This is a genomic window from Streptomyces zhihengii (assembly GCF_016919245.1).
Lineage (GTDB): Bacteria > Actinomycetota > Actinomycetes > Streptomycetales > Streptomycetaceae > Streptomyces > Streptomyces zhihengii.
The window spans coordinates 3,613,352-3,628,119 of the sequence record NZ_JAFEJA010000001.1; the positions used below are offsets into that span (position 1 = coordinate 3,613,352).

At 72.9% G+C, this 14,768-nt stretch carries 16 protein-coding genes; 5 read left to right on the forward strand and 11 right to left on the reverse strand.

Translation table 11 applies throughout. The features are described 5' to 3' along the window. Positions 1–4: 4 nt before the first annotated feature. Positions 5–886, reverse strand: a complete 882-nt coding sequence (locus JE024_RS15090; protein ID WP_205374075.1) for a menaquinone biosynthetic enzyme MqnA/MqnD family protein — start codon at positions 884–886, stop codon at positions 5–7. A gap of 294 nt (positions 887–1,180) precedes the next feature. On the opposite strand from JE024_RS15090, the gene JE024_RS15095 reads away from it, so the two are divergent. After that, positions 1,181–1,384, forward strand: coding sequence for a cold-shock protein (locus tag JE024_RS15095; protein WP_003967102.1), 204 nt, complete (start codon positions 1,181–1,183; stop codon positions 1,382–1,384). Between the two features lie 171 nt (positions 1,385–1,555). Here JE024_RS15095 and JE024_RS15100 read toward each other — a convergent pair whose 3' ends face one another. Together JE024_RS15100 and JE024_RS15105 are read right to left on the reverse strand one after the other, a co-directional pair. Beyond that, positions 1,556–3,463 carry an AMP-dependent synthetase/ligase gene (locus JE024_RS15100; protein ID WP_205374076.1) on the reverse strand — a complete coding sequence of 636 codons (1,908 nt, stop codon included), beginning with the start codon at positions 3,461–3,463 and terminating at the stop codon, positions 1,556–1,558. 107 nt (positions 3,464–3,570) lie between these two features. Continuing rightward, the gene (locus JE024_RS15105) at positions 3,571–4,848 is read right to left on the reverse strand and encodes an acetyl-CoA C-acetyltransferase (protein ID WP_205374077.1); all 1,278 of its coding nucleotides are present in this window, start codon (positions 4,846–4,848) and stop codon (positions 3,571–3,573) included. Positions 4,849–4,919: 71 nt separating this feature from the next. On the opposite strand from JE024_RS15105, the gene JE024_RS15110 reads away from it, so the two are divergent. After that, positions 4,920–6,251, forward strand: a complete 1,332-nt coding sequence (locus tag JE024_RS15110) for a 3-oxoacyl-ACP reductase (RefSeq protein ID WP_205374078.1) — start codon at positions 4,920–4,922, stop codon at positions 6,249–6,251. Positions 6,252–6,253: 2 nt separating this feature from the next. Continuing rightward, entirely contained in the window at positions 6,254–7,165 is a 912-nt protein-coding gene (locus tag JE024_RS15115; protein WP_205374079.1) for a MaoC/PaaZ C-terminal domain-containing protein, read from the forward strand. Positions 7,166–7,711: 546 nt separating this feature from the next. Here JE024_RS15115 and JE024_RS15120 read toward each other — a convergent pair. From JE024_RS15120 to JE024_RS15145, 7 genes are all read right to left on the reverse strand, one after another. Next, a complete protein-coding gene (locus JE024_RS15120) occupies positions 7,712–8,389 on the reverse strand; it encodes a TetR/AcrR family transcriptional regulator (protein ID WP_205374080.1) in 678 nt (225 codons plus the stop codon). Between the two features lie 128 nt (positions 8,390–8,517). Next, a complete protein-coding gene (locus JE024_RS15125) occupies positions 8,518–9,879 on the reverse strand; it encodes a dicarboxylate/amino acid:cation symporter (RefSeq protein ID WP_205374081.1) in 1,362 nt (453 codons plus the stop codon). 112 nt (positions 9,880–9,991) lie between these two features. After that, positions 9,992–10,093, reverse strand: coding sequence for a putative leader peptide (locus JE024_RS42285; protein WP_355648005.1), 102 nt, complete (start codon positions 10,091–10,093; stop codon positions 9,992–9,994). 138 nt (positions 10,094–10,231) lie between these two features. Next, a complete protein-coding gene (locus JE024_RS15130; RefSeq protein ID WP_205374082.1) occupies positions 10,232–10,525 on the reverse strand; it encodes a DUF4229 domain-containing protein in 294 nt (97 codons plus the stop codon). Between the two features lie 147 nt (positions 10,526–10,672). Beyond that, positions 10,673–11,197, reverse strand: coding sequence for a GNAT family N-acetyltransferase (locus JE024_RS15135; protein WP_205374083.1), 525 nt, complete (start codon positions 11,195–11,197; stop codon positions 10,673–10,675). A gap of 109 nt (positions 11,198–11,306) precedes the next feature. After that, a complete protein-coding gene (mqnE, locus tag JE024_RS15140) occupies positions 11,307–12,470 on the reverse strand; it encodes an aminofutalosine synthase MqnE (RefSeq protein WP_205374084.1) in 1,164 nt (387 codons plus the stop codon). 114 nt (positions 12,471–12,584) lie between these two features. Continuing rightward, on the reverse strand, positions 12,585–13,040 hold the full coding sequence (locus tag JE024_RS15145) for an Lrp/AsnC family transcriptional regulator (protein ID WP_205374085.1): 456 nt from the start codon (positions 13,038–13,040) through the stop codon (positions 12,585–12,587). 130 nt (positions 13,041–13,170) lie between these two features. Between JE024_RS15145 and JE024_RS15150 the strand changes: the two genes are divergently transcribed. Then, entirely contained in the window at positions 13,171–13,317 is a 147-nt protein-coding gene (locus tag JE024_RS15150) for a hypothetical protein (protein WP_205374086.1), read from the forward strand. Here the strand turns inward: JE024_RS15150 and JE024_RS15155 are convergent. Then, positions 13,314–13,976, reverse strand: coding sequence for a UbiX family flavin prenyltransferase (locus JE024_RS15155; RefSeq protein WP_205374087.1), 663 nt, complete (start codon positions 13,974–13,976; stop codon positions 13,314–13,316). The genes JE024_RS15150 and JE024_RS15155 overlap by 4 nt on opposite strands. 162 nt (positions 13,977–14,138) lie before the next feature. On the opposite strand from JE024_RS15155, the gene JE024_RS15160 reads away from it, so the two are divergent. Then, positions 14,139–14,750: a rhomboid family intramembrane serine protease gene (locus tag JE024_RS15160; protein ID WP_205374088.1), complete on the forward strand. Its 612-nt coding sequence runs from the start codon at positions 14,139–14,141 to the stop codon at positions 14,748–14,750. Positions 14,751–14,768 lie beyond the last annotated feature (18 nt).

Here is a 14,768-nt window from a genome sequence, read left to right on the forward strand (position 1 = left end):
CGGGTCAGACGGGCGGGGCCAGCAGCTCCACGCGCACATCGGCGGGGAAGCCGGTGGTCGGCCCCGTGCGGCGGGCGAACTCGGTCACGCCGGCGAGCTGGTCCGTCCCGAACCGGAAGTCCAGCGTGGTGAAGTAGCGTTCCAGCAGCTCGGCGTCGAAGGCCTCCCAGCGGGCGGCCTGCTCGGCGACCTTGGTGACCTCCTCCAGGGACACGTCCCGGGAGGCGAGGAACGCCTCGTGCACCTTGTGGACCACCTCCGGCTCACGGGCCAGGTAGTCCTTGCGGGCGGCCCAGACGGCGAAGACGAACGGCAGCCCGGTCCACTCCTTCCACATCCGCCCGAGGTCGTGGACCTCCAGGCCCAGCCGGGGGGCGTCGTGCAGCGAGGCGCGCAGCGCCGCGTCGCCGATGAGGACGGCGGCCTGGGCCTCCTGCATCATCACGCCCAGGTCCGGCGGGCAGGTGAAGTAGTCGGGCGCCACCCCGTACTGCTCGCCCAGCAGGAGCTGCGCGAGGCGCACCGAGGTGCGCGAGGTGGAGCCGAGGGCGACCCGCTGGCCGTCGAGCCGGTCCAGCGGGAGCTGGGAGACGATCACGCAGGACATCACGGGACCGTCGCAGCCGACGGCGAGGTCGGGAAAGGCGACGAGCTCATCCGCATTGCGCAGGAATTCGACGAGTGTCACCGGCGCGATGTCGAGTTCGCCGCGGACGAGACGCTCGCTGAGCTTCTCGGGAGTGTCCTTCGTCAGTTCCAGGTCGAGCAGTGTTCCCGTTCTGGCAAGCCCCCAGTAAAGAGGGAGACAGTTCAGAAACTGGATGTGGCCGACCCGCGGCCTGCTGCGTCGGATGTCGGTTGCTGTGCTTTCACCGTGACTGTCCACATCGTGAGGCTAGTCCCGTGTCCGCCCCCGGGCCCCGCCGGGGCCGTGCACCGGCACGTCGTCCCTTGTCGGAGGGGTCGCGGGTCAGCCGGCGGGGCGCCCCGTCAAACGGACGGGTGACGTGATCTTTCCCTCTACCGCTGCGCACACGCTGCGTGCTAGGCTCGACGCAAGTTGCAGTTTGGTTTCCCTTGCAGTACAGAGCCTGCGGAGCATGTAACCCGCAGGCTTTTGTCGTTTTCAGACTTCTTGCAGGTTCTGGAGCAGGGCAACCCTTTGGCCCAAGGAGGGCTTATGGCTACCGGAACCGTCAAGTGGTTCAACGCTGAAAAGGGCTTCGGCTTCATCGCCCAGGACGGCGGCGGCCCGGATGTCTTCGTCCACTACTCCGCGATCAACGCGTCCGGGTTCCGCTCCCTCGAGGAGAACCAGGTCGTGAACTTCGACGTCACCCAGGGCCCGAAGGGCCCGCAGGCGGAGAACGTCACCCCGGCCTAAGGGCCAGGGTCGGCGATCGCGCACGACTTAGCAGTACCCAAGGAGCCCTGCCCCGTACATCCGTACGGGGCAGGGCTCCTGCCTGTGCGGCCCCTGCCGGGCGGCCCGCCGCCGGCCGGGGGCCCCTCCCGGTCACGGGTGGCGGCCCCGGTCACCGGCGGCGGATCGCGGTCACGGGTAGAGGCTCTCGATGTCCGCCGCGAAGTCCCGTGCGATCTCCGCCCGCTTCAGCTTGAGCGAGGGCGTCAGATGTCCGCTCTCCTCCGTGAAGTCGGAGGTGAGCACGGTGAACCTGCGGATCGACTCGGCCCGGGAGACCAGCCGGTTGGCCTCGTCCACGGCGCGCTGGAGCGCCGCGAGCAGCTCCTCGTCGCGGACGATCTCCGCCAGCGGCACGCCCGCCCTCTTCTTCATCCGCCGCCAGTGGTCGAGCCCGTCCGGCTCCAGGGTGATCAGCGCGGTGACGTACGGACGGTCGTCGCCGACGACCATGCACTGGCCCACCAGCGGATGGGCGCGCAGCCAGTCCTCCAGCGGGGCCGGGGCGACGTTCTTGCCGCCCGAGGTGATGATGATGTCCTTCTTCCGGCCGGTGATCGTCAGATAGCCGCCCGCGTCGAGGGCGCCCAGATCGCCGGTGGGCAGCCAGCCGTCGTGCACGGCGGGGACGGCGGCGGCCCGCTCCGGGTCCCAGTACCCGCCGAAGACGTGCCCGCCGTGCAGCAGCACCTCGCCGTCGTCCGCGATCCGCACCGCGGTGCCGGGCAGCGGCCAGCCCACCGTGCCCAGCCGGGGCCGCAGCGGCGGGGTGACGGTGGAGGCGGCCGTGGTCTCGGTGAGGCCGTAGCCCTCGAAGATCTGGATGCCGGCGCCCGCGTAGAAGGCCGCGAGCCGGCTGCCGAGCGGTGAGCCGCCGCAGATCGCGTAGCGGACCCTGCCGCCGAGCGCGGCCCGGATGCGGCGGTAGACCAGCGGGTCGTAGAGGGCGCGGGCGGCCCGCAGCCCGAGCGACGGGCCCCGCCCGGTGCCCTGTTCGGCGGCCTCCACGGCCTGCCCGTACCGCCGGGCGATCCCCGCGGCCCGGTCGAACGACGCGGCGCGGCCCATCTTCTCGGCGGTGGCGCGGCCGGTGTTGAAGACCTTCTCCAGGACGTAGGGGATGGCCAGCAGGAAGGTGGGCCGGAAGCCGGCGAGGTCGGCGAGGAGGTCGTCCGTCCTGATCGACGGGGCGTGGCCGAGGCGCACCCGGGCGCGCAGGCAGCCGATGGCGACCATCCGCCCGAAGACGTGCGAGAGCGGCAGGAACAGCAGGGTGGACGCGGGCTCCTTGCTGACCGACTTGAAGACGGGGTGAAGGAGTTCGATGGCGTTGTCGACCTCGGCGAAGAAGTTGCCGTGGGTCAGGACGCAGCCCTTGGGGCGGCCGGTGGTGCCCGAGGTGTAGATCAGGGTCGCCACGGAGTCCGGGGTGAGGGTCTCGCGGCGGGCGTTCAGCACGGCGTCGGGGATGCGGGCCCGCTCACCGGTCTTGCGGAGCTGGCCGACCGCCCCGGTGTCGAAGACCCACAGGTGGTCGAGGCCGGGGAGCTGCCGGCGTTCCTGGCTGATCAGCCGGGCCTGCTCGGCGCTCTCGACCACGCAGGCCGCGGCGCCGGAGTTCTCCAGGATCCAGCGGGCCTGGAACGCCGACGAGGTGGGGTAGATCGGGACGGTGACGAGCCCGGCGGCCCAGGCCGCGAAGTCGATCAGGGTCCACTCGTAGGTCGTCCGGGCCATGACGGCGAGCCGGTCGCCGGGCTTCAGCCCTTCCGCGATCAGCCCCTTGGCGACGGCGCGCACCTCGGCGGCGAACTCGGCGGCGGTGACGTCGAGCCACCCGCCGTCGGCGTCCTTGCGGCTGAGCACGGCCTCGCCGGGGGCCTCGCGCTCGTTGTCGAAGGGGATGTCGGCGAGCGAGCCGCGGGTGACCACAGGGGCGAGCGGCGGTACGGACACCTCCCGTACGACACCGTTCACCTGCTTCTTGCGGGGCTCCACCAGGGCGGGCGCACCGGGGGAAGGGACCAGATCGGCGGACACGTGCGGCTCCTCGTCAGGGGTGTGGGCGGATTCCTGCGGGTGTGCGGGGCGTGGGGGGCGGGGGTGGGGGTGGGGTGTCGGGGGAACGGGCCGGGGCGGGCGGCGGCTCAGGCGCGTTCGAGGACGGCGGTGACGCCCTGGCCGCCGGCCGCGCAGACCGAGATCAGGCCGCGGGCCGGGCCCTCCCGTTCGGCGAGCAGCTCGGCGAGCGTGGCGACGATACGGGCGCCGGTGGCGGCGAAGGGGTGCCCGGTGGCGAGCGAGGAGCCGGCGACGTTGAGCCTGTCGCGGTCCACGGGCGGCAGCCCCCGCTTCTCCCAGGCGGCCAGTGTCGCGAGCACCTGGGACGCGAACGCCTCGTGGATCTCCACCAGGTCGAAGTCGTCGAGCGTCAGCCCGGCCCGCTCCAGCATGCGCGGCACGGCGTGGGCGGGCGCCATCAGCAGACCGTCCTCGCCGCCCCGCACATCGCCGGCGACATGGTCGACCGCGGCCGTCTCGTAGGCGGTGAGATAGGCCAGCGGTGCGAGGCCGCGCGCCTCGGCCCACTCCTCGCTCGCCAGCAGCACGGTGGCCGCGCCGTCGGTGAGCGGGGTGGAGTTGCCGGCGGTCATGGTGGGGGCGGGGCCGTCGTTGCCGTAGACGGTCCGCAGGCCGGCGAGCTTCTCCACGGTCGAGCCGGGGCGCAGGTTCTGGTCGCGCTCCAGGCCGCGGAAGGGGACCACCAGGTCGTCCAGGAAGCCCCGTTCGTAGGCGGCGGCCAGCCGCCGGTGGCTGGTGGCGGCCAGCAGGTCCTGGTCCTCGCGGGAGACGCCCCAGGCGCGGGCGGTGACGGCGGCGTGCTCGCCCATCGACAGGCCGGTGCGGGGCTCGGCGTTCCGCGGGATGTCGGGGACCAGGTGCCGGGGGCGGACCCGGGAGAGCGCGGCGATGCGGGCGCCCGCGGTCTTCGCCCGGCGCGCCGCGAGCAGGATGCGCCGCAGTTCGTCGTTGACGCCGAGCGGCGCGTCGCTGGTGGTGTCGGCGCCGCCCGCGACGCCGCTCTCGACCCCGCCGACGGCGATCTTGTTGGCGACGGCGATCACCGCCTGGAGACCGGTGCCGCACGCCTGCTGGATGTCGTAGGCGGGGGTGCGCGGGTCGAGGGCGGAGCCGAGGACGGTCTCGCGGGCGAGGTTGAAGTCGCGGCTGTGCTTGAGGACCGCCCCGGCGACGAACTCGCCCACCGCGCCCGGGTCCGTCAGCCCGAAACGCGCGACGAGACCTTCCAGCGCCGCACCGAGCATCTCCTGGTTGGAGGCGGTGGCGTAGGGACCGTCGGACCGGGCGAAGGGGATGCGGCTGCCGCCGATCACGGCGACCCTGCGAGGCATCATCGACACCATCTCGACCAGCTCCTGACTCTTGAGTAACCTTACTCTCGGGTAAATCTACGACCGAGCAGGGAGTCAGGACAATGGCCGACCGCTATCTGCACTTCACCGGCACGCCCCCCGGCCGTTTCCTCACCCGCAGGCTCGGCCTGCCCCGGCCCGCCCCGCTGCGGCGTTTCGGCCCCGCCGCCACGGACCTCGGCGGCCCCGTGATCCTGCGCACAGCGGGCCGGTCGGCCCTCGACGGGCCCCTGCCCCTCGACGAGCCCCTCACTCCCGACGGCACGGCCGGCACGGAGGCGGAGACACCGCGGCCCGCGGCCGTCGTGCTCGACGCCACCGGTGTCGCGGGCGTCGCGGACCTCGCCGCGGTGCACTCCGCGCTGCACCCCCTGATGCGCTCCCTCGCCCCCGGCGGCCGGATCGTCGTCGTCGGCGCCCGGCCCTCGGCCGACGACCACCACCAGGCCGCGGCCCAGCAGGCGCTCGAAGGCTTCACCCGCTCGCTGGCGAAGGAGACCGGCGGCGGCCGCACCGCGAACCTGGTCCGCCTCACCTCGCCCGACCCCGCGGCGGCCGCCTCCACCCTGCGCTTCCTGCTCTCCCCCAAGTCGGCCTACGTCAGCGGCCAGGTCCTCGAACTCACCGGCACCGCACCGGCCGCGGCCGCCGATCCCGCCCGCCCCCTGGCCGGCCGGACGGCACTGGTCACCGGGGCCGCCCGCGGCATCGGGGCCGCCGTCGCCGAGGTCCTCGCCCGCGACGGCGCCCGGGTGATCTGCCTCGACGTACCGGGCGCCGGGGCCGACCTGGAGCGCACGGCCGGCGCGCTGGACGGCACCGCCCTGCCGCTGGACATCACCACCGGCGACGCCGCGGACCGCATCGTCGCCGCCCTGCCCGGCGGTGAGCTGGACATCCTCGTCCACAACGCCGGCATCACCCGCGACCGCCGCCTCGCCAACATGTCCGCGGACCGCTGGAGCCAGGTGCTGGACGTGAATCTGGCCGCGGTCCTCGACACCACCGACGCGCTGCTGAAGCGGGGCGCGGTCCGCCGCGGCGGGAGCGTCGTCGCCACGGCGTCCATCGCGGGGATCGCCGGCAACACCGGCCAGACCAACTACGCCGCGAGCAAGGCGGGGGTGATCGGCCTGGTCCGCTCGCTGGCACCGCGCGCGGCGGCCGCCCACGGCGTCACCGTGAACGCCGTCGCACCGGGCTTCATCGAGACGCGGATGACCGCCGCCGTGCCGCTGCTCATCCGCGAGGCGGGCCGCCGGATGAACTCCCTGGCCCAGGGCGGTCTGCCCGTCGACGTCGCCGAGGCCACCGCGTACCTCGCCGACCCCGCGTCCGGCGCGGTCAACGGGCAGGTCCTGCGCGTCTGCGGCCAGAGCCTGCTGGGTGCCTGACCATGACGACCGTCACCCTGGCCTCGGCCCCCTCCCTCACGCCCCTGCTGGCACGCGGCGCGGCCCTGTCCCCGCTCAAGCGGGCCGGCGCGGGCGCGCCCCTGCCCGAGACCCGGCTGGTGCTCCCGGCGGCCCGCACCGACGCCCGCCGGCTGGCGGACTACGCCGCGGTCTGCGGCTTCCCCGCGATGGGGCCCGGCGAGCCGCTGCCCCTGACGTACCCTCATGTCCTCGCGTTCCCGCTGGCGATGCGGGTGATGGCGGACCGGCGCTTCCCGCTGCCGCTGCTGGGGCTCGTCCACACCGGTATCGACATCGCCCGCCATGGGCCGGCGCTGCTCCCCGGCGACCGGCCCGAACTGACCGTGTACGCCGAGGAACTGGTGCCCCACCGGCGGGGCACCGAGGTCGTCATGGTCACCGAGGCGCGGCTGGACGGCGAGCCGGTCTGGGTCTCCCGCAGCTCCTACCTGGCGCGGCACCGGGTCACCGGCGGCACGCCGGACGAGCGCGACCGGGCCGCCGGCGACGCGCCGGACGAGCGGGGTGCGGCACCCGGGCCGCTGCCGGCGCGGACCGAGTGGCGGCTTCCCGGCGATCTGGGGCGGCGCTACGGCGCGGCCTCCGGCGACCGCAACCCGATCCATCTCCACCCGCTGACGGCACGGCTGTTCGGCTTCCCGCGGGCCATCGCCCACGGCATGTGGACCTTCGCCCGGTGCGTGGCCGAGGCCGAACGCGAGGGCGGCCCCTCGGTGTCCGCCCACGCGGAGTTCAGGGCTCCGGTGCTGCTGCCCGCCACGGTCGTCCACGCCTCCCGCACAACCGGCGACGGCACCACCGCCTTCGAACTCCGCACCGGCCCCCGCCGCCACCTCACCGGCGAGACGACGACCCGCTCCCCCGGGGCCTGACCGTCACCCGGTGACCACCCGGCCGCCCGGGCATCCCGGCCCACCCGGGCAACCCAGCCCGTCCGGCCCGGGAGCACGACCGCCCGGGCAACCCAGCCCGTCCGGCGTTTGAGGACACGGCCGCAGGCCGTGCCGCGACCACCGGGGCGCGGTTGCCCCGGATCCGGAGCCCGGTCCGCCGGAGCTCTGCCCCACACCCCGCGCCTCAATCTCCCCCTACAGCCTGGCGGCCATGGGGGTTACCCGCATGCAGAGCTGAGAACGCCCGGGCAACCCAGCCCGTCCAACCCGGGAGCACGACCGCCCGGGCAACCCAGCCCGTCCGGCGCTTGAGGACACGGCCGCAGGCCGTGCCGCGACCACCGGGGCGCGGTTGCCCCGGATCCGGAGCCCGATCCGCCGGCAGGCCCGGCGGCCCACCCGCTCACCGGATCGCCCGCCAGGTGACGTCGCGCCGCCGGTGGGCGCAGTGCCGCGCGCCGACCCCCGCGCGAGCACCCCCTCGCGAGCACCCCGCGACCGCCCCGCCCGCGGGGCCACCCCCCGCTAGCGGGGCGACCAGCGCTCGCCGCGCATCAGGCCGCCGAGGCCCGTCCAGGCGAAGTTCATCAGGGTGGCGGCCGCGTCCTTGGCCGCCAGCTTGTCGCTCTCGTTCGCCCAGCCCGCGAGCGACTCGGCGGCGCCGACGAGCGCCTGCGCGAGACCCTCGATGTCGCGGTCGGCCAGCTCTCCGCTGCGGCCCGCCCCGGCCGTGCCGGGGGCGGGCGGGGTGCCCTCCCGGGCCGCCGCGCCGATCAGGAACGTCACGAAGGCGGTGAGCTCCTCGCGCATCGCGGTCACCTCGGCCGCGAACGGCTCCCCGTGGGTGCGCGCCTGACGGTGCAGCACCGACCAGGCGTCCGGGTTCTCGGCGGTGTGCCGGAAGAACGCCTCCAGGCCCGCCCAGAGCTGGCGGTCGGCCGCCAGTCCCGGCTCGATCGCGGCCTTCACCGCCTCGGTCAGCCGGGCCGCCTCCCGCCGGATGCAGGCGGTGAAGAGCTCTTCCTTGGAGTTCAGATAGAGATACACCAGGGGCTTGGAGACCCCGGCCAGCTCGGCGATCTCGTCCATGGACGCGGCCCGGTAGCCGCGCCGGCCGAAGATGTGCACGGCGGCGTCCATCATCTGCTGCTCGCGCACGGCCCGCGGCATCCGCTTGGCCTTCACGCCCTTCACAGCACCCATTGTCGAAGATCCTCCCGCCCCGTGCCCTTACTCCGCGGTAAGCCTACGGCGCGCGGCGCCGCCCCCGGGCGCGACGGCGTCCCGCGGGGCCGGAGTCCGCCGTCCCGACGCGTCGGGTTCTCCGCGGGTTACGCGGGGACCGCCACGGGCTCCTTGGCGGCGACCTCGCGGTCCGCGGCGTCGTCCTCCTCCTCGTCGACCGGCGAGGACGAGGCGGCCGCGTACTTGTCGCGGTCGAGGATGTTCTCGCGGGCGGCGACGATCACCGGCACGGCGGCCTGGCCGGCCACGTTGGTGGCGGTGCGCATCATGTCGAGGATCGGGTCGATCGCCATGAGCAGGCCGACGCCCTCCAGCGGCAGGCCCAGGGTGGAGAGGGTCAGCGTCAGCATGACCGTCGCACCGGTCAGACCGGCGGTCGCGGCGGAGCCGACGACGGAGACGAAGGCGATCAGCAGGTAGTCCTGGATGCCGAGCTGCACGTCGAAGATCTGCGCGATGAAGATCGCGGCGAGCGCCGGGTAGATCGCGGCGCAGCCGTCCATCTTGGTGGTGGCGCCGAAGGGCACGGCGAACGAGGTGTAGTTCTTCGGGACGCCGAGGCGCTCGGTGACCTTCTGGGTGACCGGCATGGTGCCGACCGAGGAGCGCGAGACGAACGCGAGCTGGATCGCGGGCCAGGCGCCCTTGAAGAACTGGATCGGGTTGACCTTGGCCACCAGGGCGAGCAGCAGCGGGTAGACGCCGAAGAGCACCAGGGCGCAGCCGATGTAGACGTCGGCGGTGAAGGTCGCGTACTTGCCGATCAGGTCCCAGCCGTAGTCGGCGATGGCGTAGCCGATGAGGCCGACGGTGCCGAGCGGGGCGAGGCGGATGACCCACCACAGGGCCTTCTGCAGCAGCTCCAGCACGGACTCGCTGAGCGCGAGGATCGGCTTGGCGCGGTCACCGAGCTTCAGGGCGGCGATACCGGCGACGGCGGCCATGAAGACGATCTGCAGGACGTTCAGCTCGGTGAACGGCGTGATGACGTCGGTCGGGACGATGCCCGTGAGGAAGTCGATCCAGCTTCCGGCGTTCTCCGGCTTCTGGCCGTCCTTCGGCGTGAGGCCGGTGCCGGAGCCGGGGTTGGTGACGAGACCGATCACCAGGCCGATCGCCACCGCGATCAGCGACGTGATCATGAACCACAGCAGGGTGCGGCTGGCCAGCCGTGCGGCGTTGTTGACCTTCCGCAGGTTGGTGATCGAGACCAGGATGGCGAAGAAGACGAGCGGTGCGACGGCGAGCTTCAGGAGCTGGACGAAGATCGAGCCGATCTGGTCCAGCGTGTCCTTCAGCCAGCTCACGTCCTGGCTGCGGGCGAGCCAGCCCAGCAGGACACCGAGGACCAGACCGGCGACGATCTGGGCCCAGAAGGGGACCTTGGGCAGGGGTATGCGGGAGCCGGACTGCTTTCCGGCAGGGGTGGACGCGGTGTTCGCGGACACGGACGCACTCCAGTGGTGAATCAGGGACGGGGCGGGGGCGGCGTGCGGCCCGCGGAGAGCGCGGTACCGCTGCAGGGGATGTGCCGGGGTCGGACGAGGAGGCGCGGGGCCTCTATCGGCAACAGACCGCGGAAGTACAGCGGCACAGGTCGACATGCAGCCGCGCCACGAGCGGAATGCTCGCGGCGGCGTCGTGGCGCGCTGATGTCGTCATACGACACACGTTAACACTTGAACTTTGAGAACCTCAAAGCTTGCCTTGGGGTCAAGACCCTGTTCCGGCCTTCCGGCGGCGGTGCGCCCGCCGGACCCCTCTCCCCGCACTCCCCGGGCCGTCCCGCCCGGGAGGGCGTCAGGCGGCGCCGTCCTCCCGCGAACGGTTCGCGTCCAGACGGGCCTTGGCGCTGTCGACCCGGCCGGAGATCTGCCGCGACATGGCGTCGCGCTGCTTGCGCAGCAGGACGAAGCTGAGCGGGGCCGAGAGCACCAGTGCGAGAAGGATCACCCACGCGAAGTTGGCGTCGCCGAGGCCCTTGGGCACCACCCCGAACTGCACCAGAGCGCCGACCACGACCAGGCAGCCGACGAAGATCGCGAACCGCATCGCGGTGTACCGGATCGCTGCGGCGGACTTTCCTGCGGACACTGCGGGCCTTCTTCCTCTGTGGGGCGGATACGCCGAACCTGCCCGTCCAGTGAAGCACGCCGCCTTCCGGCCCCTTCCGGCGGCAGGCAGGGGCCCGGGCCCGCCGACGGGAGGGGGCGGGCCCGCGGGAAGAGCGGGGGCGGGGTGTCAGAGCAGCGGCAGCAGCATGATGACGTCGTCGCGGTCGTCGCCCTCGGCGACCCGGATCGCGCCCGGCACCCGCCCGACCTCCTTGTATCCGCAGGAGGCGTAGAAGCGGTCGGCGCCGGTGCCGCCGCGGCAGGTGAGCCGGATCGCCTCGACGCCCTCGAAGGTGCGGGCGTGCCCGGCCGCGGCGGCCATCAGCTCGCGGCCGTACCCCTTGCCCTGGTGACGGGGGTGGACCATCACGGTGTAGGCCCAGATCCAGTGGGTCATCAGCCGGTGGGTGTTGTGCTGGAGGAAGACGGTCGCGGCGATCCGGCCGTCCTCGTCCCGGCCGACGAGCAGCCGGGTGCGGCCCTCCGCCATGGCGGCGAGATGGGTGACCCACTGGGGCCTGATGTCCTCGACACCGACCGGCGGGACGAAGCCGACGGCCCCGCCCGCGTTGGAGACGTCGGCCCACAGCGACAGCACCCCGGAGGCGAGCGAGGGACCGGCGGGCGGGTCGATTTCGAAGGTCAGGGCCATGCCGGAAGCGTAAGCAGGAAGCCCCGGCGGGTGCCGGGGCTTCCACAGGGTGGGACACGGGCGGCGCAGGGCCCGGACCCGGGAGCGGCGGGCGGGCCGCCGCGCCGGGTCAGACCCGCATCGGCTGCGGCGACTCGCGCCGGCCGGCGTCCGGACCGGGGTACTCGCGGATGATCTCGTAGCGGGTGTTCCGCTCGACCGGGCGGAAGCCGGCGTCGCGGATCAGGTCCAGCAGGTCGTCGCGGGTCAGCTTGTTCGGCGTGCCGTAGTTGTCGGCGTCATGGGTGATCTTGTACTCGACGACCGAGCCGTCCATGTCGTCCGCGCCGTGCTGGAGGGCGAGCTGGGCGGTCTGCACGCCGTGCATCACCCAGAAGACCTTCACGTGCGGCACGTTGTCGAAGAGCAGCCGCGAGACGGCGAACGTCTTCAGGGCCTCGGCGCCGGTCGCCATGGTGGTGCGCGCCTGGAGCCTGTTGCGGACCTTGCCGTCCTGCATGTCGACGAAGTCGTGCTGGTAGCGCAGCGGGATGAAGACCTGGAAGCCGCCGGTCTCGTCCTGGAGCTCGCGCAGCCGCAGCACGTGGTCCACCCGGTGCCGGGGCTCCTCGATGTGCCCGTAGAGCATCGTGCACGGGGTCTTGAGACCCTTCTCGTGCGCGAGCCGGTGGATGCGCGACCAGTCCTCCCAGTGGGTGCGGTGGTCGACGATGTGCTGCCGGACCTCCCAGTCGAAGATCTCGGCGCCGCCGCCGGTCAGCGACTCCAGACCGGCCTCGATCAGCTCGTCGAGGATGTCGGAAGCCGACATCCCGGAGATGGTCTCGAAGTGGTGGATCTCGGTGGCGGTGAACGCCTTCAGCGAGACGTTCGGCAGGGCCTTCTTCAGCTCGGACAGCGAGCGCGGGTAGTAGCGCCACGGCAGGTTCGGGTGGAGGCCGTTGACGATGTGCAGCTCGGTGAGGTTGTCGTTCTCCATCGCCTTGGCGAGGCGGACGGCCTCCTCGATGCGCATCGTGTACGCGTCCTTCTCGCCCGGCTTGCGCTGGAACGAGCAGTAGGCGCACGATGCGGTGCACACATTGGTCATGTTGAGGTGGCGGTTGACGTTGAAGTGGACGACGTCACCGTTCTTGCGGGTGCGCACCTCGTGGGCCAGTCCGCCGAGCCAGGCCAGGTCGTCCGACGCGTAGAGGGCGATTCCGTCCTCGCGGGTCAGCCGCTCACCGGCCCGGACCTTCTCCTCCAGCTCGCGCTTGAGTCCCGCGTCCATATGACGGCCGCCTCCCATTTTCTCTGCTTTTCTCCACGTCGAACAGGCTCCGCCCACCGTACTCCCCCACCCCGGCGGGGCCTCACGGGCGGGGCGGTACGGCGGGCGGAAGGGTCAGGACTCGTCGGGCAGGTCGCCGACGCGGTTCTCCCACTTGGTGGAGAGCACGATGGTGGTGCGGGTGCGCGAGACGCCCCGGGTGCCGGAGAGCCGCCGGATGGTCTTCTCCAGCCCGTCCACGTCGCTGGCGCGCACCTTGAGCATGTACGAGTCGTCGCCGGCGATGAACCAGCAGTCCTCGATCTCGGCCAGGTCCCGCAGCCGGCGGGCGACGTCCTCGTGGTCGGCCGCGTCGGAGAGCGAGATGCCGATGAGCGCCGTGACCCCGAGGCCGAGCGAAGCCGCGTCGACGGTGGCGCGGTAGCCGGTGATGACGCCCGCCGCCTCCAGGCGGTTGATGCGGTCGGTCACGGAGGGGCCGGAGAGCCCCACGAGCCGCCCGAGCTCGGCGTACGAAGCCCTGCCGTTCTCGCGCAGGGCCTGGATGAGCTGCCTGTCCACGGCGTCCATATGCCTGAGCCTTCCATTATTCAGCGATAGCGCAAGTTTACGTGTAGAATCTAAGGCATGCAGGGAAAACACCCTGCGAATCATTCAAATGATCACGGTGATCCCACAAGGATCACGATCCATACAGGAGATGACACTCACCGTGTACACGATCGAGATGGCCTACGCCCACATGCGACAGCTCCAGGAGCTGGCCAGCCGCTCGCGTGCCCACCAGCCCGCCGCCGCCCACCGGGTCGACCGGACCCGCACCCCCCGCGTCGGCAAGAAGCGCTAACCACCCGCGGAGCCGCCACCGAGCTCCCCTTCCCAGCGGCGGTACAGCCGGTGCGGCACCCCCGCCGCGTCGAGCACCCGCCCGGCGACGAAGTCGACCAGATCCTGGATGTGCGTCGCCCCCGCGTAGAACGCCGGAGAGGCGGGCAGCACCACGGCGCCCGCCTCGTCCAGCGTCACCAGATGCCTCAGCGTCTGCCCGTTCAGCGGGGTCTCCCGCACCGCGACCACCAGCGGGCGGCGCTCCTTGAGCGTCACGCTCGCCGCACGCTGCAGCAGGTCCTTCGACAGCCCGAGCGCCACCCCCGCCACACAGGCGGTGGACGCGGGCACCACCAGCATCCCCTTGACCGGGTACGACCCCGACGACGGACCGGCCGCGAGATCCCCGGCCGCCCAGTGGCGCACGTCCGCCACGTCCACGTCGAAGGTGTCCGGCTTCCCGTCCGCGCCCCGTGCCAGCCACTGGCGCAGATCGTCCCGCCAGTGCGCGTCCCGGTACGCGATCCCGGTCTCGTCCAGCAGCGTCAGCCGGGACGCCCGGCTGACGACGAGGTCCACGCTCTCGCCCGCGGCGAGCAGCGCCCGCAGCACGGCGGCGGCATACGGCGTCCCGGAGGCACCCGACACCCCCACGACCCACGGCCGGCGACTCTTCATTTCCTGCGGCTCCACACCCGTGAGCCTATCCGGCGGCCCGGCCGGACCGCCGGGCCCACCGGGCCCCGGCGGCGGCCCCGGCCCCCGCACGCCCCGGAACCGGCGGGGGGCGCCGCACGTTCTGGTGGTGCCGGCATCGCACACGGACGGATCGGAGGCGGCATGACGGACATCCGGCTCGACACGGGCACCGGCGGCCGGGTCCGCGCCGCCGCGGTGCTCATGGGCGCCTGGATCGCCCTGCTCTGGGCCCTCGAAGTGGCCGACGTCCTCACCGGCCACGCGCTGGACGCCTACGGGGTGATGCCGCGCGAGCCCGGGGAGCTGCTCGACGTCGTCCCCTCGGCCTTCCTCCACTTCGGCTTCGCCCACCTCGCGTCCAACACGATGCCCCTGCTGGTGCTCGGTTTCCTCGCCGCGCTCGGCGGCATACGCCGCTTCCTCGGGGTCGCGGCGCTGATCGTGGTGGCCGACGGGGTGGCCGTCTGGCTCGTCTCCCCCTCGGGGACGAACACCGCGGGGGCGTCCGGCCTGGTCTTCGGCCTGTTCGGCTACCTGCTCGCGCGCGGCTTCGTGGAGCGCAAGGCCCTCGACGTGGTGGTGGGCGTGCTCGTGGCGGCCGTCTGGGGCGGCTCGATCCTCGCCGGGCTGTCGCCGTCGGCGACCGGCGTGAGCTGGCAGGGCCATCTGTTCGGCCTGCTGGCGGGCGTCGCCGCGGCGTTCGTCTTCCGGGCGCGGGGCCGGACGCCCCGCGCCGGGGGCGCCGCCGGCTGACCGGGTCCGGAGCCCGGC

What these genes read in the sequence shown, in the direction of transcription:
- JE024_RS15095 (WP_003967102.1), top strand. Translation starts at nt 1,181, where the DNA reads ATGGCTACCGGAACCGTCAAGTGGTTCAACGCTGAAAAGGGCTTCGGC.
- JE024_RS15105 (WP_205374077.1), bottom strand. Translation starts at nt 4,848, where the DNA reads ATGGTGTCGATGATGCCTCGCAGGGTCGCCGTGATCGGCGGCAGCCGC.
- JE024_RS15110 (WP_205374078.1), top strand. Translation starts at nt 4,920, where the DNA reads ATGGCCGACCGCTATCTGCACTTCACCGGCACGCCCCCCGGCCGTTTC.
- JE024_RS15115 (WP_205374079.1), top strand. Translation starts at nt 6,254, where the DNA reads ATGACGACCGTCACCCTGGCCTCGGCCCCCTCCCTCACGCCCCTGCTG.
- JE024_RS15120 (WP_205374080.1), bottom strand. Translation starts at nt 8,389, where the DNA reads ATGGGTGCTGTGAAGGGCGTGAAGGCCAAGCGGATGCCGCGGGCCGTG.
- JE024_RS42285 (WP_355648005.1), bottom strand. Translation starts at nt 10,093, where the DNA reads ATGACGACATCAGCGCGCCACGACGCCGCCGCGAGCATTCCGCTCGTG.
- JE024_RS15135 (WP_205374083.1), bottom strand. Translation starts at nt 11,197, where the DNA reads ATGGCCCTGACCTTCGAAATCGACCCGCCCGCCGGTCCCTCGCTCGCC.
- mqnE (WP_205374084.1), bottom strand. Translation starts at nt 12,470, where the DNA reads ATGGACGCGGGACTCAAGCGCGAGCTGGAGGAGAAGGTCCGGGCCGGT.
- JE024_RS15145 (WP_205374085.1), bottom strand. Translation starts at nt 13,040, where the DNA reads ATGGACGCCGTGGACAGGCAGCTCATCCAGGCCCTGCGCGAGAACGGC.
- JE024_RS15150 (WP_205374086.1), top strand. Translation starts at nt 13,171, where the DNA reads ATGACACTCACCGTGTACACGATCGAGATGGCCTACGCCCACATGCGA.
- JE024_RS15155 (WP_205374087.1), bottom strand. Translation starts at nt 13,976, where the DNA reads ATGAAGAGTCGCCGGCCGTGGGTCGTGGGGGTGTCGGGTGCCTCCGGG.
- JE024_RS15160 (WP_205374088.1), top strand. Translation starts at nt 14,139, where the DNA reads ATGACGGACATCCGGCTCGACACGGGCACCGGCGGCCGGGTCCGCGCC.